Source organism: Pirellulales bacterium (assembly GCA_019636335.1).
Classification (GTDB): Bacteria; Planctomycetota; Planctomycetia; order Pirellulales; family JAEUIK01; genus JAHBXR01.
Map to the genome: position 1 here is coordinate 133,641 of JAHBXR010000016.1, position 22,349 is coordinate 155,989.

17 protein-coding genes are annotated in these 22,349 nt (G+C 61.8%); 6 read left to right on the plus strand and 11 right to left on the minus strand.

Annotation, left to right across the window (positions count from 1 at the left end):
* Positions 1-22: 22 nt before the first annotated feature.
* Positions 23-562 (minus strand): hypothetical protein, encoded by a 540-nt coding sequence (locus tag KF708_16210; GenBank protein MBX3414232.1) that lies wholly within the window; start codon positions 560-562, stop codon positions 23-25.
* 309 nt (positions 563-871) lie between these two features.
* Here KF708_16210 and KF708_16215 point away from each other — a divergent pair, with 309 nt between their 5' ends.
* Complete coding sequence (locus tag KF708_16215) at positions 872-1,162, plus strand: hypothetical protein (GenBank protein MBX3414233.1); 291 nt, start codon at positions 872-874, stop codon at positions 1,160-1,162.
* Between the two features lie 138 nt (positions 1,163-1,300).
* Here the strand turns inward: KF708_16215 and KF708_16220 are convergent, their stop codons facing one another.
* From KF708_16220 to KF708_16235, 4 genes are all read right to left on the minus strand, one after another.
* Complete coding sequence (locus KF708_16220; GenBank protein ID MBX3414234.1) at positions 1,301-1,663, minus strand: DUF2185 domain-containing protein; 363 nt, start codon at positions 1,661-1,663, stop codon at positions 1,301-1,303.
* A 25-nt stretch (positions 1,664-1,688) separates the two neighbouring features.
* Positions 1,689-2,495 carry a tryptophan synthase subunit alpha gene (gene trpA, locus KF708_16225; protein MBX3414235.1) on the minus strand — a complete coding sequence of 269 codons (807 nt, stop codon included), beginning with the start codon at positions 2,493-2,495 and terminating at the stop codon, positions 1,689-1,691.
* Positions 2,496-2,507: 12 nt separating this feature from the next.
* Positions 2,508-3,755, minus strand: a complete 1,248-nt coding sequence (gene trpB, locus KF708_16230; protein MBX3414236.1) for a tryptophan synthase subunit beta — start codon at positions 3,753-3,755, stop codon at positions 2,508-2,510.
* Between the two features lie 103 nt (positions 3,756-3,858).
* Positions 3,859-4,167, minus strand: a complete 309-nt coding sequence (locus tag KF708_16235; GenBank protein ID MBX3414237.1) for a hypothetical protein — start codon at positions 4,165-4,167, stop codon at positions 3,859-3,861.
* A gap of 260 nt (positions 4,168-4,427) precedes the next feature.
* Between KF708_16235 and KF708_16240 the strand changes: the two genes are divergently transcribed.
* Positions 4,428-5,834, plus strand: a complete 1,407-nt coding sequence (locus tag KF708_16240) for a sulfatase-like hydrolase/transferase (GenBank protein ID MBX3414238.1) — start codon at positions 4,428-4,430, stop codon at positions 5,832-5,834.
* Positions 5,835-5,892: 58 nt separating this feature from the next.
* Here the strand turns inward: KF708_16240 and KF708_16245 are convergent, their stop codons facing one another.
* The 5 genes from KF708_16245 to KF708_16265 form a co-directional block, all read right to left on the minus strand.
* The gene (locus KF708_16245; GenBank protein ID MBX3414239.1) at positions 5,893-6,609 is read right to left on the minus strand and encodes a hypothetical protein; all 717 of its coding nucleotides are present in this window, start codon (positions 6,607-6,609) and stop codon (positions 5,893-5,895) included.
* 129 nt (positions 6,610-6,738) lie between these two features.
* Positions 6,739-7,908, minus strand: coding sequence for a DUF1559 domain-containing protein (locus KF708_16250; GenBank protein ID MBX3414240.1), 1,170 nt, complete (start codon positions 7,906-7,908; stop codon positions 6,739-6,741).
* Between the two features lie 512 nt (positions 7,909-8,420).
* Complete coding sequence (locus KF708_16255; GenBank protein ID MBX3414241.1) at positions 8,421-9,674, minus strand: dicarboxylate/amino acid:cation symporter; 1,254 nt, start codon at positions 9,672-9,674, stop codon at positions 8,421-8,423.
* Between the two features lie 359 nt (positions 9,675-10,033).
* On the minus strand, positions 10,034-10,639 hold the full coding sequence (locus tag KF708_16260; protein ID MBX3414242.1) for a response regulator transcription factor: 606 nt from the start codon (positions 10,637-10,639) through the stop codon (positions 10,034-10,036).
* 13 nt (positions 10,640-10,652) lie between these two features.
* Positions 10,653-12,248 (minus strand): type IV pili methyl-accepting chemotaxis transducer N-terminal domain-containing protein, encoded by a 1,596-nt coding sequence (locus KF708_16265; protein MBX3414243.1) that lies wholly within the window; start codon positions 12,246-12,248, stop codon positions 10,653-10,655.
* Between the two features lie 363 nt (positions 12,249-12,611).
* Between KF708_16265 and KF708_16270 the strand changes: the two genes are divergently transcribed.
* From KF708_16270 to KF708_16285, 4 genes are all read left to right on the plus strand, one after another.
* Entirely contained in the window at positions 12,612-13,991 is a 1,380-nt protein-coding gene (locus KF708_16270; GenBank protein ID MBX3414244.1) for an MFS transporter, read from the plus strand.
* Positions 13,992-14,108: 117 nt separating this feature from the next.
* Complete coding sequence (locus tag KF708_16275) at positions 14,109-16,943, plus strand: Rieske 2Fe-2S domain-containing protein (protein ID MBX3414245.1); 2,835 nt, start codon at positions 14,109-14,111, stop codon at positions 16,941-16,943.
* Positions 16,940-18,688: a dimethyl sulfoxide reductase anchor subunit gene (locus KF708_16280; GenBank protein ID MBX3414246.1), complete on the plus strand. Its 1,749-nt coding sequence runs from the start codon at positions 16,940-16,942 to the stop codon at positions 18,686-18,688. The genes KF708_16275 and KF708_16280 overlap by 4 nt, the downstream gene beginning before the upstream one ends.
* Positions 18,689-18,721: 33 nt before the next feature.
* Positions 18,722-20,920, plus strand: coding sequence for a nitrate reductase (locus KF708_16285; GenBank protein MBX3414247.1), 2,199 nt, complete (start codon positions 18,722-18,724; stop codon positions 20,918-20,920).
* A 33-nt stretch (positions 20,921-20,953) separates the two neighbouring features.
* On the opposite strand, the gene KF708_16290 is transcribed toward KF708_16285, so the two are convergent.
* Positions 20,954-21,931, minus strand: a complete 978-nt coding sequence (locus KF708_16290) for a hypothetical protein (protein MBX3414248.1) — start codon at positions 21,929-21,931, stop codon at positions 20,954-20,956.
* Positions 21,932-22,349: the final 418 nt, after the last annotated feature.

Here is a 22,349-nt window from a genome sequence, read left to right on the forward strand (position 1 = left end):
GAGTCATGCCGCCGTCCCCCACTCAGTTCACCCAGATCTTACCTCCCGGCCCCGTCCCATCCGCGTCGCGGCGTTCCCACTCGCGGCGTACTTCGCCCAACCCGTGAACGCACAGATCGAACTCGTGCGCCAGTCGTTCGAGCACCTCGCATTCCTCGGCGCTCCCCTGGCTGCGAATGCGGCTGGCCATGTAATACGATCGCTTCCCCTGATCGCTATAGTCGAGCAGGTGATCTTTGCGGTCGGGATGCTGCAGCCGCGTCAGCGCCTCGGGAAACACTCCCGTCCAGAACAGGGTGAAGTCGCCAATCTGGCGATAAACCTGGCGCCGGGCATCTCCCACGCGAACCTGGGCCTCGACCATCATCTCGGCCACTTCGTCCACCCGCTTGCCCGAGATGTTCCGCACCAGATGGGCGTCGCTATCGGCAAACCGGACCAGCAGGCTGGCGATATAGTCCACCAGCTTGGTATCGGCCACGCCCAGCCGACCATGAAAAGTATGCTCAGCCAGCCCGGCAAAGAAGCGTTCGAGCGGCTTCTGCGTGCGACTCGGATACATAAGAACGACCTCGCTACACGTCGCCGAGCCGAAGGGGCCCGGCTGGCCTCGCCGACAGCACGGGCCGTAAATCGGCTCGCAGTCGGCTAAAAAATCGCGCGGCTAAGGGTCGTGGAGACGCGGTTGGACAAGGCTGTTCCGGCGTTTCGTCTCCTCTACCAGCTCAATTTTACCCTCCAGTTTTTCAACGGGTCAAGGCGAGCCTGGGGAACACAGAATTCGTCCGGTTACAATCGTGAGGCAGAGATGGCTAGGTTGACTCTACTGTTGCTGCATCAACGAAGTTTCGTTTCTCGGAAGTGAACTGCCATGACGGGCTCTCCGCAGTACCAGCCACCTACGCAAAAGAGCGTGGCGGACATAGCCGGCCCCTGGGTCGATCCAGATTTTGAGTCCGGCCTGATCCAACGGTGTCGGCGGTATTGGTCGACACCGATCGGCGAACTGCCCAATCAGATGCTCGCCACCTACTTGCGCCAGAGCATCGCAGTCGGACCTGTCGCCGAGGAAGCAAGGCGTCGTTTGGAGCATCAACTCGATGACCAGACCGAGCTGTACGATGGCGAATTACGGGCAGCGCTCGACAACGCAGAACGGTAAAAACCAGCGAGCGACTGACGTGCCCACAATCCCAACCCGAAGCGTGAGCGAGGGAGTTCTTGGCTGGGAAGTCGATTGAACTGCCCGCTCCATCACTTAATCGACGGCGACTCAGCGTGCCATGTAGAGCGACTCAACCTAGTCGGTCGGCGGTGCGAAGTCGTCCACCTCGGCGAGAGGTCCGACTCCACCATTTCTCTCGAAGGCCGAGCCGATGGGGGCATCGAGAAACGGGATAATGTCCGGATCGTAGTTGGCGACGGTATTCACGTCATAGACGGCGTGATTCTTCGCGTCGTCCATATATTCGTTCGACTCGAGTCCCGACATGAATCGCCAACCACTGTCGACGTCATTATCCGGCTGCTCGCGATACATGAAGGCAACCTTACGCCCGTCGACGGTGATCATATCCGTCGCAATGCAGGCGCCGCGACCGCATGCCAAGGGCTTAATTTGATCGGCGGAAAGCTTGAATTTCTTGCTACGCGGATCTGTCATCACTTCACCTGCCCTTGATCGCGCCTTACTTCCCCTCAATCGCCCCCAGCAACCCCGCGACATACTCTCCCACGTCGCGAATCACCTCGGCTCGTGGCCGTTCGGCCGCCTGCGCAATCCGCCGCACGATGGCCGACCCGACGATCAATCCATCGCAAGACGGTGCCAGCAGCTTGACGTGTTCCGGCGTGCTCACGCCAAAACCGATGCAGATCGGCAGCTTCGTCTGCCCACGCAGCCAAGTCACGCTTTGCAGCAGGTCGTCGGGCAGTGCCGTGCGCTCGCCGGTGATCCCAGTCACCGAGACGTAATAGATGAACCCGCTCGAAGAGTTCGCGATCCTGATCGCCCGCTCGCGCGGCGTGGTCGGCGTGACCAGTTGAATCAGACTGAAGTCGGCCGCGCGGCATAGCTTCGCCATGTCGTCCGCTTCTTCGACCAGCAGATCCGGAATGATCGCTCCGGCGACGCCCGCCTTCTTCGCCTCGGCGATGAACCGTTCTGGCCCGTAGCGATGCACGATGGCATAGCTCACCATCGTTACCAGCGGCGCTTTTGATTTGGGCGCGACACCGGCCAGCATGTCGAGAATGCCCCCCACGCGCACCCCTTTACCGAGTGCCCGCGTGTACGAGGCTTGAATCACCGGCCCGTCGGCGATCGGGTCGCTATAGGGGACACCGATCTCGCACATGTGGCTGCCGCGCGCGATCAGCTCGCGCAGCACGTCGGCCGTGAAGTCCAGGTCGGGATCCCCGGCCGTGACGAACGGCATGAACGCCTTGCGTCCCGCGGCGCGAAGCTCGGCAAACATCGTATCGACGGCGGACATGCGGCTCCCAACTCAAGGCGTCTCTAACGTCTCGCCTCGCAGCCGCGCGACTTCGAACGCATCTTTGTCGCCACGACCCGAGAGGCACACCACCACCACTTCGTCCCGCTTCATCTTGGCCGCCTGCGCCAGTCCTTCGGAAATGGCGTGCGAGCTTTCGAGTGCCGGCAAAATCCCTTCCGACCGCGCCAGCTTATCGAACGCAGCCAGCGCCTGATCGTCGCGGCAGGCGACATATTCGACGCGCCCCGTATCCTTCCAATAGCTGTGCTCCGGCCCCACGCCCGGATAATCGAGCCCCGCCGATACGGAATGCACGTCGCTCGTCTGTCCGTCGTCGTCCTGCATCACGTAGCTGAAGCTACCGTGCAGCACGCCCGGCCGTCCGTGCGACAGGGGCGCCGCATGTTGACCAGGATCCGCCGAACGACCACCCGCTTCCACACCCACCAGCTTCACCGAGGCATGCTCGACGAACGGATAAAACATGCCGGCCGAATTGCTGCCGCCACCTACCGCCGCCACCACCGCGTCGGGCAGCCGTCCAATCTGCTTCTGGCATTGCTCGATCGTCTCGCGACCGATCACCGCTTGAAAGTCCCGCACGATAAGCGGAAACGGATGCGGCCCCACGACCGAGCCCAGGATGTAGTGGGTCGTTTCGACCGACGACATCCAGTCGCGCATGGCCTCGTTGATGGCATCGCGCAGCGTTCGCGAGCCCGTGGTCACGGGGCGCACTTCGGCCCCCATGAGCCGCATGCTGAACACGTTCAATTTCTGCCGGCGAATGTCCTCTTCGCCCATATAGACGACACACTCGAAGCCGAACCGCGCACAGGCCGTGGCCGTGGCCACGCCATGCTGGCCGGCCCCCGTCTCGGCGATCACGCGCTGTTTGCCCATCCGCTTGGTGAGTAGCGCTTGGCCGAGCGTATTGTTGATCTTGTGGGCTCCCGTGTGATTCAGATCCTCGCGCTTGAGATAGATCTGAGCCCCCCCGGCCAACTCACTCAACCGCCGCGCGTGATAAAGAGGCGATGGTCGCCCAACGTAGTTCCGCCACAGGTCGTCCAGTTCGGCCTGAAACTTGGCGTCGTGGCAGGCCTTTTCATACTCCACGAGCAGCTCATCGAGCGCCTTGGTCAGCGTCTCGGGTACATAGCGGCCGCCGAAATCGCCAAAGCGACCGGCAGCGTCGGGGACCATCCGGGAAGCGGGCATCGCGCGCGACTGACTCGTGGTTGTGTGTTCGTGCATCCGTCTGGCGATTGACTCCTAAACGAGGGCCACCCGCCAGATCTAAACGGTCGATTCTCAACCCCCACCCCGCGCGGGTCAAGTGGGCCGGAATGAGGGATCGTCAGTCTCCATTCGTCACAGTGGGGCCACTCCCCTCGAACTCCGCCAGGATCGATTCCAGAGTCATCCCACGGACAGCCGCGATTTGTCGATCGAGGTTCGCCAGGCGCGACGTGCGTTCTGACGTATCGCGAGGCGAAAATCTTGCCTTTTGGGCGTTTAACACGCGGATTCTGGCCTCTTTCACCACGGCGGACAGCATCCATAGTCTTCCTTTTTCGGCCTGCTGCTGAATGAGACAGCGTAGTTTCTGCTCTTGCTTTGCAAGGATGCGGATCTTTTTTTGGTAATTCGCCAGGTAGCTAGCCACGCGATTTGCCTGTGAAAATGGCAGCGGGACAACCTCGTCAACGCTGGATGGGGAGCCACCGGCCGCGTCGTTCACCAAGACACCAGCGACACCAAAGAGTTCGCCCGGTGTTTTACGGATTGTGCATGTTGTGCATAGTGCGATTGGCGGTCTGGCAAGTTTGCTTGCCCACTGGTGGCCGCTTACCATGTCGCTGCAGAGGAATCGTTGCCGGCTTCGCGATTGCATCGCCCCTTGCCACTCCTTCAGAGATATTTGCCATGAAATATCGCCTCGCCCCGCTCGCCATAGCACACTTTGCTGTTGCCATGTCGAGTCTTGCGGTGTCCGTACACGCTGGCAGCGACGAGCACAAACCGAACGTGCTCGTCTTCCTCTGCGACGACACCGGCTACGGCGAGTTCGGCTTCCAGGGGGCCAACGATATTCCCACCCCCCACATCGACTCCATCGCCGCCGGTGGTGTCCGCTTCACCCAGGGCTATGTCTCCGGCACCTACTGCAGCCCGACGCGCGCCGGTCTGATGACGGGCCGCTACCAGACCCGCTTTGGACACGAATTCAACAGCACCGCTCGCGTGAGTGGGCTGTCGCTCGAGGAAACCACGTTTGCCGATCGTTTCCAATCGCTGGGCTATGCCACGTGCGCCGTCGGCAAGTGGCATCTGGGCCAAAAGCCCGAGTACCATCCCTTGAAGCGTGGCTTCGACGAGTTTTTCGGCACGTTGACGAACACTCCCTTCTTCCATCCGACGCAGCTCGTCGACTCGCGCGTCTCGCCAGCCGTCGAGGAGATTTCCGATGATAGCTTCTACACCACCGACGCCTACGCCGAGCGTTGCGTCGATTGGCTCGAGAAGAACAAGGATAAGCCCTGGTTCCTCTACGTTCCCTTCAACGCGCAGCACGCGCCGCTGCAGGCTCCGCAAAAGTATCTCGATCGCTTCCCCGAGGTGAAGGACGACAAGCGGCAACTCTTCTGTGCCATGATGTCCGCGATGGACGACGCCGTCGGTCGCGTGCTCGCGAAAGTTCGGGATCTCGGGCAAGAAGAGAATACTTTGATCTTCTTCCTCTCCGACAATGGCGGCCCGACCGGGGTCACCACGTCGCGCAATGGTCCGTTGCGAGGTTTCAAGGCCACCACATGGGAAGGAGGCGTCCGCGTTCCGTTCTGTATGCAGTGGAAAGGGAAAGTGCCCGCCGGCCAAACCTATGAGAACCCCGTGATCCAACTCGATATCTTGCCCACCGCCTTGGCCGCGACTGGTTTGGCGGTCGATCCGACTTCTCCGAAACCACTCGACGGCGTGAACCTGCTCCCCTACCTCACCGGCGAGAACAAAGATCGCCCCCATCAAACGCTTTACTGGCGCTTCACGCCGCAATGGGCCATCCGCGACGGCGATTGGAAGCTGGTGCAAGGCCGCGACGGCGGCCCGCAGCCGGGGCTCTTCAACCTGGCCGACGACATCGGCGAAAAGCACGATCTCGCCGCCACCCATCCCGACAAGGTTAAAGAACTAAAAGCAAAGTGGGACGCCTGGAACGCGGAGCAGGCCGAGGCCTCTGTCCCGAACGACGCCGGTCGCCGCCGGAACAACAATGCCCCGCCCGGCCGCCCGAATCAGCAAAGTCGTCAGCGGCAACCAGGCTCCGCCGGATAAGTGCGCTGTGGTGGTGCCTTGGCATCGCCCGAGAGGACAAAACGCCGCGCCACGTCAGTTACTCGTCCGCCATTTCGCGGACATCCTCTCCCTGCACCAACAGCGTTCGCCGCGTCGTGATGACGCGACGCGAGTCTTTCGTGTAGCGATACTCCACCTCGACCATCGATCCGGCGCCGTCGGGCGAAGTTTGCACCGGGTACCACTTTACCACTTCGAAGAAGTCGGTGTTTTCATCGATCCAGCGTTCAATCGCGGTGTGCTCGGGCGGAGTGCGTTCCATTGTGAAACCGGTCAAGGCCGCGGCCGTGCCGACGAGTGTCACGAGCAGCAGGACCTGTCCGGCCAGCGCACAGCGGTGAAAGGTCGCCGAACGATGGGCGATGCGTCGGCGCAGCAAGACCGCCAGAAAGGCATCGCGCCAGATGTTGTGATAGACCTGCTTCAGATGCTGGGCGTCGCGGACCTGAGGCCTGGCCGTCATGGACGGCTTCTCGGCGGTGCGCTTCGTAGCGGGTGGCTTGGCGGTCGTAGCGACCGATATCGAGGGCGCATGGCTTTGCCGCTTCATCATCTCGGCGGCCACGTAGTCGGCCAGATCCTGCTCGGTGGTCGTCCAGTCGCGGGGCGTCGCGGCGCGATCGTGTACGCGGATCAGGCCCGCCTTCATCCGTTCGTAGACGCGGCCGATCTGCTGATCGCTGGGAGCATCGGTGCGATACAGTAGTCGCGTCGCCTCGACGATCGAGAGTCGCCGGTTGCTGCTCCTGGCCATGGGATTCCGTTCGAAGGCGGGAAAGAAACCTCGCGCGGCGTAGCAATACGTGCAGGCCGAGCCGCGCGCCACAGCGCGCGACTCGGCCTTACTCGTTCAATAGCTTGCTCTCGCGGCGAATGCGTAGCGCTAGTTCGCTTGATTAAAACTGTTCGGCAGCTTTTCGCGACCGTTGCGCGTCGAGATGGCACGCCACACGCCGAGGTGGATCTTGTCCTCGATTGTGCGGACCGAGCCATCCATCATCGCCACGTTCACGGCGTTCGAGAAATAGCTCCGCGCGGTGATCGCCGCGTAGGTGGGCGTCGTCGACGCGGTGGCAATATTGCGGTTCTTGCCTTCCTGCCAGTTCGTCCAATCGATGTCGGTATCGCCGGTCGCCGTGGCATTCACCGTCGCCGAGCTGGCGCTGACGCGATTGGCGCACATGACCTTCTGGTTCGGACGGAAGACCGTCGTGAAGCCGGCATGGTGTACGTGACCGTTGAACCACTCGGTGTGCCCCGTCTCCTTGTACTCGCCGGGCGTCCCCATCAGCGCGCCCAGGTCGACTGCGTCATCTGGAACGGTCGCGTTCTCGGGGAAGGCCGCATCGGACGCACCCAGATCGACCGCCGTTTCGTTCGAGTCGCGGAAGTACGGCTGCCACGCTTTCACCTCGGCAAAGGCCAGCGTCGTGCTCAGGCCATCGCCGAAGTCGCCGTCGGTCAGCTTGCTGTTCGGGTAGCCCGAACCGTTACCTCCCTTGCGCGTCACGGGATCGTAGACGAACCACGTGCCCATGTTCATGGCATAATTCACGGGGTAGTGCTTGTCCTCGCGAATCTCATCCCGCGGTTCCGCCGGCGAGACATACGTCGGCACGCGCAGCGTGCTGAGTACGGCGGTCGTACCGTCGGCCAGCGTGAACAGCGGCGGGGTGGTGCCGGCCGTCGCGTTCGCCTGCACGTAGTAGTTGTAGTTCTTCGTGAAGTCGATCTCCTCGTGGATCATCTTCTGTTCAAGATAGGGCAACAGCAGGATGTGAACGGACCAGCCATCGATGTTCGGGTAGCCGGTGCCCAGCGCCGGCGGTTCTCCGGCCAACCAGGTGGGCGGGTAGTACGTCTTGGCGGAATTGAACGAGTTCATCGCCAAGGCGATCTGCTTGAGGTTGTTCCGCGATTGGGTGGCGCGGGCACTTTCGCGCGCCGCGTTGACCGCGGGAATCAACAGCCCGACCAGGATCGCAATGATCAACATGACGACGAGCAACTCGATGAGCGTGAACCCCAAGCGGCTCCTGCTCCTCGGTCTCATCCCACCACTTCGCGCGCGCCACGCAACGACGTCTTTCATCTTTCCAGACTCCTCGGTGTACGTTGTTTCGACACTTACCTGCCCCAGCACGGCGCGCAACGCGAGCGCACACGGCGTGTTGGCCGTTTTTCGGGGATATGCCTCGACGGGCATTTCAGGCTCGCCGCCGTCAGCAGCAAGCGGAATGCCAACACTTACAATTCCGCAAGCAACAACACCGGCGGCACACTGTTTTTATTGCTTGGGGGGCATGCGGAATGCGCGCACGAAAGGTCTGGAAACAAGCCATTCCACGCGGTCGCGGCCCACCGCAAAAAAACAGCAGTAAAAGAATTCTTTCGCTTGCCTCGACGAGCATCGTGCGCGCGATGTTATTCGTGCTGCGGTGTGAAGCGTATCGACATCGCTGTCGAGCGAATGTCATTTGCCGCGTCTCGCGAAACGCGAAGAAGTGCGTCGTGTGATGACGCAGTTGCCACAGTTTGCCTGGATCAATACCGTGTGCCAGGGCATCAAGTAATGGGAGGAGTAGTTGCGGGTTCGCCTCGAACTTTTCCATCGAGCAGGCAGCTCACATTCACGTCTCCCAGCACGTTGATGGTCGTGCGGCAGCGATCCAAGAACCAGTCGACCGCCAGTAGCAGGCCAATATACTCCACAGGCAAACCCACCGCGGTGAAGACGAGCGTCATCGTTACCAAACCCGCCTCGGGAATGCCCGCCGCGCCGACCGACGCAAAAATCGACGTGACGACCACGGTCATCTGCTGGGCAAACGAAAGATGCTCACCCAGCAACTGCGCCACGAACAGGGCCGCCATCGCTTCATAGAGGGCGGTGCCGTCGTTGTTGAAGTTTGCCCCCACCAGGGCCCCCATGCTGGCCGATTCCTCGCGCAGCTTTACCTTCTCTGTCAGACAGGCATACGTCACGGGCATCGTGGCCGTGGAACTGCTGGTCGAGAAGGCCATGAGTAGCGCATCGCGCATGCCGCGAAAGACATCTTTCGGCTGGACCCAAGAAAAGAACCGAATGCGCAGCATGTACCAGGTGGTTTGCAGCAGCAGCGCCACCAGCACCGCCACGACGAACGCCCCCATCGCTTGGAAGGGCCCAAAGCCCTGCGTGCCGACGACCTTGGCCACCACGGCGAAGACCCCGATCGGCACGAGCTGGATAATCCAGTGCAACACGGTCAACAAGACGTGATAGGCTACCTCGACCAGGTTCTCCACGTCGTTGATCGGCTTTTCCTTCACGCCGCGCAGGGCCACCCCGAACGCCACGGCGATGATGATTACCCCGATGATGTTTTGCTTATCTCCCAAGGGGCCCAGGATGCTCCGCGGCACGTTGTCGACCAGCAATTCGATCGGCGAGCGCTCGGTGACCGGCTTCTCGCCCAGCCCCTGGGGCTTTTCCAACTCGGACCAGGTACCCGGCTGCAGCAAGTTGGCCACCGCCAGCCCAATCATGATCGCCACCGTCGTGTTGAGCAGCAGCAGAAAGGCCAGCCGCCCCGCCGTGCGGCCGGGAATCTTCGTCGTCATCAACACGTGCGTCACCGCCACGAGAATCAAGGGGGGCGCCAGCGCCCCGAGAAGCTGCAGGATGATCTTGCTCGGAATGTCGAAGATCAGCGCGTCATCTCCCAGGGCGACTCCCGTCCCGATCCCCAGGATCATGGCGACCAGGATCCGCAGATAAAGAGGAATCGCGTTCCAGCGTGCCAGCCAGCCAGTCGCTTGGGCATTCGGTGACGTCACGGGCATTTCTCCCATCGGGCAACATATACGGGCAGCACGAGCCGGCGACCAACGCGAACGTCACTCGCAAGCAGCTTCCACGCCTAGCGTGATGGACCGGATTGTAGAGGGACGCTGCTCGGTTGAATACATGGATTGGAACGCTCCAGGTACGGAGGCTGCCTCCTGGAAGCCGGTTCTGAATTGCGTGGACTCCTGCCGGATCGTGGCCAGGGAAACTGGCCAGCGGTATCATCAGCGCGCCCCTGACTAGGGGAAATTATGGCCAAGAAGAAGCCGCCAGGCAGTAATCGATGCCTGGCGATAGGAGAGAAGCCGGGAAGTTGCCGTGGTGAGATTTGGAGCACTCGTTCGCAGCGCTAGCGCAGTCGCGCTTCCTGCGCAGCTCCCGCAATATCTCCCAGGATGCGGTGGGTGATGGCCAGCTCCAGCAACTCCGCCAGCGAGCGGACTTGCAGCTTGCGCATGATGGCAGCGCGGCGCATTTCCACGGCTCGCTCGGAGATCAAGAGCCTGGCCGCCATCGCCTTGTTGGGAATGCCCGCGAGCAACAACTCAAGCGTCTCGCGGTCGCGCTCGGTGAGCCGCGCGATGCGCTCGTCGAGTTGCCGATACTCTGCCTCGCGGCGGCGCCATTCGGCGTCGCGCGCAAAGGCGGCCTCGAGAAGTTGCCGCAACGCGTGACGTTCGAATGGCTTTTCCAAAAACTCGATCGCGCCGGTCTTCATCGCCGCGACGGCCATCGAAACGTCGGCATGCGCCGTGATGAAGATGACCGGGATGCGCTTTCCTTCGCGAATCAGTTGCTCGTACAGCTCGAGACCCGTCTGCCCCGGCATCTGGATGTCGAGCAGCAGGCAGCCGGGCATCTCGGGCTGGTAGACGTCGTAGAACGCCCTCGCCGACTCGAAGCCGCGCGCGGCATAATTCATGGCGCACGCCAGCGCCACGAGCGACTCTCGCATCTGGCGATCATCGTCAACGACAAACAGTGTGGGTGGCAGCGCCAGGTTCGATTTCATGCGATGTGGCTAGCGGAAGATTCAACACGACACGGGCGCCCCCGGCGGACCGGTTCTCGATCTGTAATCCCCCCTGGTACCGCTCGAGCAGGGTGCGACTGATGGCAAGCCCCATGCCCAGTCCATCCTGCTTCGTCGTGAAGTAAGGGGCCAACGAGCGTTCCAAGGCGGACTCTGAAAAGCCTGGGCCATTGTCCACGATCTCGATCTCCCCCTCCTGCTCGACGAGCGACGTCGTCAACCAGATGCGGCGATCACCACGCGGCAGTACGGCCAGGGCCTGGAGGGCATTCTGGATCAGATTGACCACGACCTGTTGGATCTCGATCGCATCGACCTCGACCTCGAGTGGCGTGGCACTGGTTCGTAATGAGAGTTCGACGGCGGCCTGGGCGAGCTGCGGCGAACACAGTTCGCACACGTCCCGCACGAGAACATTCAAGTCGACACGAGTCAACGACGGCTCTCCGCGCCGCACAAAGTTGCGCATGCGTCGCACGATCGCGCCAGCTCGCAAGGCGGCCTGCTTGATTTGCGCTAGAGGGCCCTCCAACGCCCCACGATCGCTCGATGGCGACTCCAGCAGCACCTCGACAGTATCGGCAAACGTGGCGATGCTGGCCAACGGTTGATTGATCTCATGCGCCAGGCCCGTGGCCAATTGTCCCAACGCGGTAATGCGCGCGGCGTGAGCAAGCTGCGTGCCCAATTCGAGCGTCCGCTGCTCCAATGCCTTTCGTTCTGCCATCTCGTTCGCTAGCGCGGCATTGGCCGCGCTCAGCTCTCGGGTACGCACCGCAACACGATCTTCCAGTTCGTCGCGAGCCCGCGCGAGTCGCTGCGAAAGCTGTCGCTGTTCTACTTCGCTCGTGGCCAGTTGCTGTACTTGTGCGCGAATCAAACGCGTGGCGGGAGTCAGGACCACAAAATACACGCTTGCCAGCATCACGACGACCGCGGCCATGATGGACAGCCCCATGCCGCGCAGCCAGACCAACTCGCGTTCTGCGGCCTGCTCCAACTGTGCCACGACTTGCTCCATGCCGCCCAGAAACGCGGCCTCGCGATCGAGCAGATACTGCAAGTCGAGCGGTTCGGTCACCTGCCCCGCTTCGCGCAGGGCCAGCACGGTCGCCGTGGCCACGACGTCCTCGAGCGGAGCATCAAGATCGTGCAAGGCCGCCGCGATGGCGTTCTGCTCTCGGTGGCCGAAGTCGACCTCGGCCGCGGTCAATTGATAGTGGACCGCTTTCCAGTTCTGCAGGTCGTCGAGCAGCTCGGTCCGTCGTTGGGCATGCGTGTCGCCGGGCGGAAGGCTCGCCAAGGCGAGTGCCTCCTTGGAGATCTTCTGCGAGAGCATGCGCTGTCGGCCCGCCAGATTGATCTTGGGGGGATAGATGCTCAGACCGAGCAGCATCGGTTGCACTACGGCCTGATGGAGCACAATCAAGAACGCCACCGCCACCAGGGCCATCCAGTAGCGACGCGACCAACTCTGTACCAGCAGGTATGCAGATTCCGCTCGCGGGCGTGCGTAAGACTTGGGGGGCATGAGTTCCAAAAAGCGACACGTCCGCCGCCTAGCCGGTCTCGAGTAATCTCCAACGAGAACCTCTCTAGAAAACGGCATTCCAAACGGGGAAAAACTCCAGAACTCGGCGCATGCCCCCGTTTTCCCGGGCCGAAAGACGCGGCTGCCATGCGCTGTGCGATGTTGCTGCATACGCAAGCAGCAACTGCTGCCCGGGGAAAGGGCATGATCGGGCAGGCTCGGCCTCCGATTGGCTTCGGTTCGCCGCAGAAAGCTTCGGCTTTCCGAAGAATCCTACGCCCCTTCGGCCGCTCGGAACGAACGTTGCCCAGGGCTGGTTTCATCGCTGCCCCTCCACCATCCAACGTTCCGAGACCGCCCCTCATGTCGCAGCCTGCCAAGGCCATCCGTATCGATCTGTTCAACTTTTCCACGCCGCAGATGCGTGCCTTTCATCTGGCGTGGATGGCCTTCTTCGTCTGCTTCTTTGCCTGGTTCGGCATCGCTCCGCTGATGTCGATCGTGCGTGAGGAATTGCAACTCACCAAGTCGCAAGTGGGCTGGTGCCTGATCGGGTCGGTGGCCATCACGATTATCTCCCGGCTCTTCATTGGCTGGCTGTGCGATCGCATCGGCCCGCGTCTGTGCTACACCGGTTTGTTGATCGTCGGATCGCTGCCGGTCTTCGGCATTGCCCTGGCGAACGACTTCGAATCGTTTCTGTTCTTCCGTGTGTTGATCGGCGTGATTGGAGCCAGCTTTGTTATCACGCAGTACCACACTTCGGCCATGTTCGCCGACAACTGCGTCGGCACCGCCAATGCCACGACTGCCGGCTGGGGCAATCTCGGCGGCGGCGTGACGCAGTTCGCCATGCCGATGATCCTTGCCACGTTCGTCGGCGTGCTGGGCCTGTCGAATGCCGCGGGCTGGCGTTTGTCGATGGTCGTGGCCGGCGCGCTGTGCATGGCGATGGGCGTCGCCTACTTTTACCTCACGCAAGATACGCCCGCCGGCAACTTGCGCGATCTGCGAGCAAACGGCCAGCTACCCGAGTCGAAGAAGTCGGCCGGTTCGTTCGCCGCAGCCTGCCGCGATCCGCGCGTGTGGATCCTGGCCGCCCTCTACGGCGCTTGTTTCGGGCTCGAGCTGACGGTGAAGAACGTCGCCGCGCTCTACTTCGTCGACTCCTTCGAGACCCTCCGCCGGCTCGATCCCCTCGACGCCGCACGCTATGCCGGATTGATCGTCGGTCTCTACGGTTCGATGAACTTCTTTGCCCGCACGCTGGGTGGGTGGATCGGCGATCGCTCCGGCAATCGTTGGGGCTGGGATGGCCGCGTCCGCTGGCTCTTTGTCGCGATTTTCTGCGAAGGAGTGATACTCATCCTCTTCTCGCAGACCCGCTCGCTCGCGGCGGCGATTCCGGCGCTGGTGGTTTTCGCCCTCTTCGTGCAGATGTCGTGCGGAGCGACGTTTTCCATCGTCCCCTTCGTCCTGCCGCGTGCGGTCGGTTCCGTCTCGGGCATCGTCGGCGCAGGGGGTAATCTGGCCGCCGTTGGCGCAGGGTTTCTTTTCAAGAGCGAAAACCTCGACTGGTCGACCGCGTTTCTCCTGCTCGGGGCCGCCGTCACGCTCTGCTCCTTTCTCAGCTTTAGACTCAACCTGGGTTGGAACTCGGCCCTTGCCGAGTCGTCCCCCCTCGCTCGCGAACCGCGGCTCCGCCTGGGCGAACCATCTATTCCCGCCCTGCAAGACACCTGACCCGGGCGGCGTAACCCCTGTCGCCGGACACCAACGCGAAGTCCAGCGCAGGTCATGCTCCCGTGGAACGAATTTCTTTCTCCACTCCAACGCACGATTCCCGCGACAAGAAGACTTATGGCAAACCCCGTCGAAATCTGGAAGTCCAAGAAACACGGCTTCGACGTCTGGCCCGACATCGAGCGCTATGCTGCCGCCGGCACGTCGATGAAAGCGATCGACTCCGCCGATCTCGAACGGATGAAGTGGTACGGTTTTTTCTATCGCAAACGCGATGAGCCCGGCCGTTACATGAATCGCATCCGCATCACGGCAGGCGAGTTGTCCGGCGCGCAGGCAAAAGAGATCGCCCGGCTGGCCTATGAATACGGTCACGGCATCGTGGATGTCACGACCCGCGCCAATCTGCAGGTGCAGGGACTTTCGATCGAACATCTGCCGCGCGTCCACGAGCGTCTGACGACCGTGGGGCTCAGTTCGAAGCAAACCGGCCACGACAACATCCGCAATGTCTTTGCCCATCCCTTCAGCGGATTGATGGCCGACGAACTGATCGACACGCGCGAGCTCTGCCACGAGATCACGAACCTTTTTCTCGATAGCCGCGAGTATGCCGATCTCCCACGCAAGATGAATATCTGCTTGAACGGCACCCCTCATCACTCGGCTCACTTCTGGACGCAAGACATCAGCTATCTCGCCACGCGGGCCGCCGACGGACGTGTCAAGTTTCTCGTGCTCATCGGCGGCACGCAGGGACAAAACCCGCACCTGGCCTGGCAATTGCCCGCCCTCGTCGAGCCCCGGCAGGTCATCGACGTCACGCGTGCGATCCTCGACTTGTTCCGCGAACGTGGCTCGCGTGAGAAACGCAACGTGGCCCGCTTTCGCTTCCTGGTCGAAGCGATGACTCCTGTGGGGATTCTCGACTGGCTGCACGAGCACCTGCCCTTCTCTCTCGAGCCCACGGACGAAGTGCCCGTTCCGGCTTCGGCCCACGACGAGCTCATCGGCTGGTTCCGCCAGGCCGAACTCGATTTGTGGACGATGGGATTGTCGGTCCCGCTAGGGCGCCTGACGTGGCAACAACTCGAAGGGCTGGGCGTGCTCGCCGATCGTTGGGGCAACGGTCAACTGCGCGTCACGCACGAGCAAGGCATCGCGGTCGTCAATCTGCCGCAGCGGGCCCGCCATGCGGCGCTGACCGAGGCCGCGGCGCTGGGGCTGAGCATCCACGCCGACGCGCTCGATCGCAACACGATGGCCTGCACCGGTAGCCAGTTCTGCAACATCGCCGTGACCGAGACCAAAGGGCAGATGTTTCAGTTGCTCGAAAAACTTCGCAAACGCTCCGTCTGCCTTGAAGGCATTCGCATCCACATGAGCGGATGTCCCTCGAGCTGCGCCCAGCACTTCACGGCCGATATCGGGTTGAAAGGGGTCCGTGTGCGGCGCTTGTTCGGCACGCGCGAGGGGTTCGATGTCTTTCTGGGGGGCGGTGTCGCGCAGGGCATCCAGATGGGACGCACCTACCGCCTGGGCGTCGATGCCGATCAGTTGCCAACACTGATCGAAGAGGTCGTTGCCCAGTATTATCTGCACCACCAGCCGGGCGAGAGCTTTAGCGACTATTGGCGCAAGGAGCTACCCGCAGATCGGGAAGAAAAAACAGGCGACGCCGAGTTCCGGCCCCCCGTCTGGCAATGCGAAAAGTGTCACTACCTGCACGAAGCGGTCGATCCTCCCATTTTCTGCCCGAGCTGTGCCGGTCTGCGTCGCTACTTCGTACGCTTAGAAGCTCAAGACCCGGCAGGCACGAAGCCAGCACCCGCCGCCGAGCCACAAGCGAAACCTCAACGCAGCGATGGTTTCCTGTTCGCCGCTGCCGTGGCATCGATTCCACCGGAGTCCGGTCTCGAAGTCGAAGTCGGCGGTCGTCCGCTGGCCCTCTTCCGCGCCGGTGACAAGGTTCACGCCGTCGACGCCCTCTGTCCCCACGAAGGGGCGCCGCTAGCGCAAGGCGAATTTCGCGATGGTGTCGTCACCTGTCCTTGGCACGGCTGGACCTTCGACGCATGCTCGGGTTGCAGTCTCGCGCCGAAGCATCACGACCTGGCTCGCTACGAGACGCTCGTCGACGCGGGCAACGTGTTCGTCAAGCTCGCCCCCGCGACACCGTCGGATCAGACGATCGAGCCCCGCGTCGCTTCTCCCCGCTATGGCGAGGCCATGCTCCGCCTGCTCGAAGTGCGCGAAGAGTCGCACGACGTGCGGACCTTCTGTTTCGACAATCGAGCGGGGCAGATTCCGTTCGATCTGCCCGGCAAGTTCGTGCGCATTGCCGTGCCCATCGAGGGACGCGAAACGTGGCGCAGTTTTACGATCTCTTCCTCGCCGGCTTTGCCAAAGAAGTTGGAACTCACGATCAAGCTCAATCCTCACGGCCTCGTGTCGCGGCATCTCTTCGCGCACGCGCAGGCTGGCGCCGAGTACAAGTTGCAAGGCGCGCAGGGTGGCTTCTTTTTTGATCCCGAGCAACACCAGGAGCCGCTGGTGCTCGTCTCGGCCGGTAGCGGCATTACGCCGATGATGAGCATCGCCCGGTTTATACGCGACCGGCGGCTGAAGGTTCCCTGCACGTTGATTCACGGCGCGCGCACGGCCGAGGATCTCTTGTTCCACCGCGAGTGCCGCCACTTGAGCTCGACCTTGCCCGGCTTTAAATACTACGTCACCTTGTCGCGTCCCGAGGCAGACTGGCAAGGCAACTGCGGCCGGGTCGATATCGAGCTGCTGCTGGCCTGCGCGCACGATGCCGCGGCGAGCCGCTTCTTTCTTTGCGGTCCCGACGATTTTATGGAACGTCTGACCGCCGGGCTGCTCGCTGCCGGCATGCTACCCGAGCGCATCCACACCGAGCAATTTCACGCCGCCACGCTGGCCAGGTTATGAGTTCGTTGCCGATCATCTCGCTCGATTCGATGTGCGCCGCGGGCCTCGAACGGACGTGCTGTGCCCCGCAACCGGTCCCGGCGAGCGAGAGTCTGCTCGATCAGCTTCTGCGCGAGCAACAAGAACTCACGGCTGTCGAACGCTTCGCTCAGCACCATGCCGCCAGCAGCGCCCCGGCAGCAGAAAAATACTACCGCTCGCTGATGCCCGCCGCGCCGCCGGGGCCGGGACAGCAGTATGCCTTCGAAGTCGACCTCGACCGCTGCTCGGGCTGCCAGGCCTGCGTCACGGCGTGTCATACGCGCAATGGCCTCGATCCGGGCGAGACTTGGCGCGATGTCGGCCTGCTCGTCGGCGGCACGCGCACGGCTTCCGCGCTGCAACACGTCACGACGGCCTGTCACCATTGTCTCGCGCCTGCCTGCCTGAACGCTTGCCCCGTCAACGCTTACGAGAAGGATGCGGCTACCGGCATCGTGCGGCACCTCGACGATCAATGCTTCGGCTGCCAGTATTGCACGCTGGCCTGTCCGTATGACGTGCCGAAATATCATGCCGGTAAAGGCATCGTGCGCAAGTGCGACATGTGCGCGAATCGTCTCGCCGTGGGCGAAGCCCCCGCCTGCGTGCAGGCCTGCCCCCACGAGGCGATCTCGATCCGCGTGATCGACGTTGCCACGGCGCGCGAAGACGCCGAGGCCGCCATCTTTCTGCCCGCCGCGCCAGACCCACGGATCACCTTTCCGACGACGACCTACAAGACAAAACGATCCTTTCCGCGCAACATGCTGCCGGTCGACTATTTTGAAGTCAGTCCGCAGCACCCGCACCTGCCACTGGTGGTGATGTTGGTGCTGACGCAGCTTTCCGTCGGCGCTTTTGCCGCGGGGCTCGTGGTCGAGCGGATGATCGAGCCGGCCCTGGCGAATGAAATGCGCCCCCTGCATGGCACGATGGCGCTGATGTTCGGCCTGGTGGCGCTGGCCGCCAGTACGTTTCATCTCGGCCGGCCAAGATATGCCTATCGCGCCCTGCTGGGCCTGCGACATTCGTGGATGAGTCGCGAGATTCTCGCCTTCGGGCTGTTTGCCGCGTTGGCTTGCGCCTATGCCGGACTGGCCCTCTTCCCGGAACGCGAGGCAATATTTCACCCCGGGCTGCTCGATCTGCTGGCCGTGGCGGTGGTCGGTTCGGGAGGCGTGGCCATCTTCACGTCGGTGATGATCTACGCCACGCTCGGCCGCGAATATTGGAGTTTTTCGCGCACCGGCATTCGTTTTCTTTTCACGGCGGCGCTGCTGGGCACCGCCACGGTCTGGCTCAGCGTGGCGATTCTCGCCATCGTGCGCCCCTCGGCCGAGAACGCGCGGCTTGTCACCTGGTGCGGCGAGACCTGCTGTCCGGCCCTCATCCTGTTCGCCGGCGGAAAGCTGCTCTGGGAACTTTCCCTCGCGCGGCACATGTTCGCGCCGGCCATGACGCCCCTCAAGCGTTCGACCTATCTCATGACGGGGCCCTTGGCCAACGTCACGACGATGCGTCTGGCCAGCGGCCTGCTCGGCGGAATCGTCATGCCGATCCTGCTGCTCGAACGCGTCGACCGAGCCGATGCCCCGCACGATCCAGCGACCATCGCGATCTTCACCGCTCTGCTCTTCGCCGCCTGCCTCGCGGGCGAACTGTGTGAACGCTACCTCTTCTTCGCCGCCGTAGCCACACCCCGCATGCCAGGAAGAATCCGCTAGCTACCCCCTGACCACTAACCCCTGACCACTAAAATGTCCCGTCTAGTCGATCGTCACGGGCCCCTCTCGCGCGAGCTCTTGCTCGAGCCGGCGCGCTTCGGCCTCGGGCTGCTTCCCGAGCGCGCGCAGCCCGACGCGACCACGCGCACCATCTGCGGATACTGCTCGACGGGATGTTCGCTCGACGTGCATTTGCGCGGGGGCGAAGCGATCGGCCTCACGCCCACGGTCGATTATCCCGTGAACCTTGGCATGGCCTGTCCCAAAGGCTGGGAGGCTCTCTCCGTGCTCCTTTCTTCCGATCGTGCCACGACACCGCTGGTGCGGAACGACACCGGACGCCTGCAACCCGCTACCTGGAAGCAGGCCCTCGCCATTTTTACCGGTCGCATCAAGGCCATCCAGCGCCAGTACGGTCCGCACTCGGTGGCGTTTCTCGGCACGGGCCAGATGCCGACCGAGGAGCTCGCCTTTCTCGGCGCGCTCTCGAAGTTCGGCCTGGGCATGCTGCATGGCGATGGCAATACCCGGCAGTGCATGGCCACCGCGGTCGTGGCCTACCAGGAATCGTTCGGTTTCGACGCGCCGCCGTACACCTACGCCGACTTCGAGGAATCGGACGTACTGGTGTTCATCGGCAGCAATCCCTGCCTGGCGCATCCCATCATGTGGGAACGCGTGCAGCGCAATCCGCACCGGCCGCGGATCATCGTCATCGACCCCCGGGCCACCGAGACCGCGCAGTCGGCCACGCATCACCTCGCCTGTTTTCCGAAATCCGATCTGACGCTGCTCTACGGCGTCGCGCGCTTGCTCATCGAGCGCGGTTGGATCAACGCCGACTTCATTGCCGCACACACCTCGGGCTTCGATGAGTTTCGCGCGTTTGCCGCGGAATACACCCTTGCCCGCGTCTCTCGCGACACCGGCCTCGCCCCCGACGACATCGAAAATCTCGCTCGCACGATACACGAAGGCCAGCGCGTCTCGTTCTGGTGGACGATGGGAGTGAACCAAAGTCACCAGGGGGTCCGCACCGCGCAGGCGATCATCAATCTCGCCCTCATGACCGGCAACATCGGGCGGCCCGGTACCGGCGCCAACTCGATCACGGGCCAGTGCAACGCGATGGGCTCGCGCCTCTTCAGCAACACGACGAACCTGCTCGGCGGCCATCAATTCCACAATCCCGACCATCGCCGCAAAGTCGCGCAGATCCTGGATATCGACGAGCGCGCCATCCCGCAAGAAAAAAGCCTCCCCTACCACCAGATCATCGAAGGCATCCTCCGCGGCCAGATTCGCGGCCTGTGGGTCGTCTGCACGAACCCGGCCCACTCGTGGATCAACCAGTCGATGTTGCACGACGTGCTCGACCGGCTCGATTTTCTCGTCGTGCAGGACATGTACCATTCGACGGAAACCGCTCGCCTGGCCGACCTGTTTCTGCCGGCGGCGGGTTGGGGTGAAAAAGAAGGCACCTTCATCAACTCCGAGCGTCGCATCGGGGTCATCAAGAAGGTGGCCCGAGCGCCGGGCGAGGCACTCTCCGATTTTTCTATCTTCCGCCTCATTGCCGAGGCCTGGGGCTGCGGCAAAATGTTCCGCGAGTGGACCTCCCCCGCCGCCGTCTTCCAAATTCTGAAACGGCTCAGCACCGGTCAGCCCTGCGACTTCTCCGCCATCGACGACTACGAGCAGCTCGACGCCGCGGGGGGTATCCAGTGGCCCTGCGCTAATTCGAACGACGCCATCCCAGGCGAGCGTCGCCTCTTCGCCGACGGGCGTTTCTTTCATGCCGACGGCAAGGCCCGCTTCTGCTTCGAAGCGCCGCGCCCCATCCCCGAGCAACCGAGCGACGCCTACCCGCTGCTGCTGCTCACCGGCCGCGGCTCGGCCGCGCAGTGGCACACGCAAACCCGCACCGGCAAGTCCTCCGTGCTGGCCAAGCTCTACTCACAAACCGTCTACGTAGAAATCAACCCCACCGACGCGGCGACCCTCGCCATCAAATCAGGCCAAACAGTCCGAGTCAGCACCCAACGCGGCAGCTTGAGCGCCAAGGCGGTCGTCACGCCCACGGTACAGCCCGGTCAAATCTTCGTGCCCATGCACTACAACGTGACGAATCTGCTGACAGACGCCGCGTTCGATCCGTACTCCTCGCAGCCAGCCTACAAAGCGTGTGCGGCAAGAATCGAACGCGCGAGGACAGGGGCGGACGTGCGATAAAACCACGCCGGTATGGAATACTTCAATTGCTAATCACTGGGGCTTCGTTGACGAACTCCAACCTTGGAAGTGTTCTTGTAGGTAAGCATCGATTTCTTTGATCACCGTATCGTATTCGGTGCGATGCAGCTTACGGGCATTGACGTCGATTCTTACGCTTTGGAGAAAAGTCTGGAAGTCCTTGTTCTCTTCACACAGCTTGTTGATAGTCTCCCAATCCAAGTTGCCCTTGGCCCGAGCAGGATAGATGACCTGAGATTCGCTCAAATCTGACAACTGGAGCTGAATAATTCCAATTCCGAACGATGCGGCAAGACGCTCGAGTTCTGCGAGCAGATCATCGTCTTGGGAAATTTTTGCTGCGACCAAGTAACCTTGATGCGCCCACGACGAATTTGAAACAGCTTGAAAGTACGCCTCTCGATACGTTGCCTTGTTGATTTCCCGCTTTAATTCAAATGAAAACAGCGTTAGGGCATTTTTATCCGACAATTCATTGAATGCGATGACATCGGTCTGCCAATCTTCAAGTGGTATCGAGAACCCTACCATATCCGGATACGTCCACTCGCTATAGCCAGACTTTTTGGCGTTCTCATGGTAAATGGTTTTTGTGAGGACCTCTCGCCCTCGATTGAGCGTCCGATATGCAGAAGCATAGTACGTCAACACAGGATGAAGATCGCGTTCTTTATACGGAGGCGAGGTGTTAACCAGCTTTTTCTCGGCATTCTCGATCTTGGAGAAAAGTGCCTCGGTGATTTCTTGGCTTCGTTCCTTCATGAAAAAGCGGGCGGGACGCTTTCCAACTTTGATGAATTTCGATGAATCATTGTCGCGTACGTCGACGTAAAGCTGAGCACCAAGGCTTTGCCAGGGCGTTTTGCCAACTGTTCCGAGCTTTGCGGTTAGACCTGATTCCTCAGCAGACTGCCAAACCTCCTGGTACGTCAGCGGCTTATTTGCCTTACTGAGTACATCCAACGCCAATTCCAAAAATGAATACGCCATCCTATATCCTCAAAAGCTGATCGCCGAAAGGCGTCAAAGTGCCTTGAATTCAATCTACGGCAAATCGTACCAAACCCAATTCCGCGCCGCGCCACTCTGCCCATCCCCTCGTAACTCACCCACGCGCAGCACCAGCATCGTCTGGTCACCAGCCGGCACGTCGATCGGTCTGCGACTGGTCGTCGCTTGCACGCCTCTGTTGCGGTTGGTGATACCTGATTTGGATGGTGGCCGATACGATAACAGATGGCACGGTACACATCACCGATGCAGAACACAAAGCTTGCCTGGTGCGAAACGACGAGCGGAGCAGATCGCATGGACGATACCAAAGGTGAGTCGCACTCGGGCACATCTAATCTCCCCTCGCCTACCGCAGGCGACCATCGGTCACCAGCCAAGATGGTGACCGCCCGCG